A 1,920-nucleotide genomic window follows, 5' to 3' on the forward strand; every position below is an offset into this window, starting at 1 on the left:
GGGCGAGTTGATTGCGGACCTCGCTCGGTATGCGCATACCACACCAACGACGCAGAGACCGTGAAGCAACGTGTTGATTCTTTACGAGCCCTAAGACCGTGTCCTATGTGGTGGTCATTCGTTGAGTCATCTATGGGGCGGGGTACGTGGAGTTGGATTGTTCCGGACGGGCTGTGGGAGATCGCGGAGCCGTTGATCCCTCCGTCCAGAGTGCGGCCGCAAGGCGGTGGGACGCAGGACACACCTGATGAGACGCTGTTCGCGGCGATCATCTACGTGCTGGTCAGCGGGTGTTCGTGGAGAGCGCTGCCGCCGTGCTTCGGCATATCGAAGTCGACCGCTCACCGCCGGTTCCTGATCTGGTCCAGAGCCGGTGTCTGGGGTCGGCTGCATCAGACCGTGCTGCACCGCCTGGACGACGCCGGCCTCGTCGACGTCACCCTCGTCGTCCTGGACACCGCCCACGTCCGCGCTAAAAAGGGGGCGAACACACAGGTCCGAGCCCCGTGGACCGGGCAAAACCGGGCTCCAAGATGCACATCCTGTCGGACGCGAACGGACTGCCCCTCGTCGTCGGGGTCTCGGCCGGCAACGTCCACGACAGCGAAGGTCTGAAGCCCATGGTCGAGGGCCACCAAACGCAACACGACCCCTACCGTGGCCGGTACTTCAAACCACAGCGCCTACATGCAGACAAGGCATACGACGTTCCCCACCTGCGGAAATGGCTATGGGGAAAGCGCATCGGCGTACGCATTGCCCGCAAAGGCGTCGAGTCCAGCGAACGATTGGGACGCCGCCGCTGGGTCATCGAGCGAACCATGAGCTGGCTGTCCGGCTACCGCAGACTCAGCCCACGCTACGAGCGCAACCCCCGCAACTACCTGGGCTTTCTCGGCCTCGCCGCCGCACTGTGCTGCTACAAACGACTCGTCCGCCTCACCACATAGGACACGGTCTTAGAGCGTGTCCTACATGGCCAGTTGACGGTTGTGCTGGGTATGGGGAGTGGACGGTGGGGATGGATCGTTCCGGACGGTTTGTGGGAGCTGGCAAGGCCGTTGCTGCCGCCGGCACGGGTGCGTCCGCAGGGCGGTGGGGTCGCGAACATCGATGATGAGGCGGTGTTTGCCGGAATCATCTACGTTCTCGTCAGTGGCTGCGCATGGCGTGCGTTGCCGCCGTGCTTCGGAGCGTCGAAGTCGACTGTGCACCGCCGCTTCGCCATCTGGTCTCGCGCCGGGGTCTGGGGCCGACTGCATCAGAAGGTTCTCCAGCTCCTGGACGAGCAGGACCTGGTCGACCTGTCCCGTGTGGTCCTCGACTCCGCGCATGTGAGGGCTAAAAAGGGGGCGAACACACAGGTCCGAGCCCCGTGGACCGAGGTAAGCCAGGTTCCAAGATGCACGTCCTGTCCGACGCGAACGGACTGCCCCTACGCGTCGGACTCTCGGCGGCGAACACCCACGACAGCCTCGCCCTGAAGCCGATGCTGTCCCATTTCCACATGGGACACGAACTCCACGCGGCCGACTCAAAACCCGTACGCCTCCATGCAGACAAGGCGTACGACGTCCCTCACCTGCGGCGATGGTTGTGGGGTAAGCGAATCGGCGTCCGTATCGCTCGCAAGGGCATCGACTCCAGCGAGCGGCTCGGCCGTCATAGGCGGGTCATCGAACGCACCATGTCCTGGCTGACCGGCTACCGCCGGCTCAACCACCGTTATGAGCGGCAACCAGGCAACTACCTGGCCTTTCTTGGACTGGCAAGCGCTCTCTGCTGCTACAAGCGGTTCCTCAAACTGGCCATGTAGGACACGCTCTTACTGATCGTTTCAGAATGATGTTCGGAGGCGGCGCAAGCAGATGATGCTGCAGGCGAGTTGGAGCAGGCCGAGGTGGAGGTCGGCCCGTATCT

2 protein-coding genes are annotated in these 1,920 nt (G+C 63.3%); both read left to right on the forward strand.

The features are described 5' to 3' along the window. The first annotated feature begins 132 nt into the window (after positions 1 to 132). Positions 133 to 950, forward strand: a protein-coding gene (locus ACZ60E_RS45695) for an IS5 family transposase (protein WP_469448219.1) whose coding sequence is annotated in 2 segments (ribosomal slippage) — positions 133 to 475 and positions 475 to 950 — 819 coding nt in all. Because the reading frame shifts where the segments join, the coding sequence is not laid out codon by codon here. Positions 951 to 1,001: 51 nt separating this feature from the next. Further along, positions 1,002 to 1,816, forward strand: a protein-coding gene (locus tag ACZ60E_RS45700; protein ID WP_469448220.1) for an IS5 family transposase whose coding sequence is annotated in 2 segments (ribosomal slippage) — positions 1,002 to 1,344 and positions 1,344 to 1,816 — 816 coding nt in all. Because the reading frame shifts where the segments join, the coding sequence is not laid out codon by codon here. Positions 1,817 to 1,920: the final 104 nt, after the last annotated feature.

It is taken from the genome of Streptomyces sp. NPDC102514, assembly GCF_055584525.1.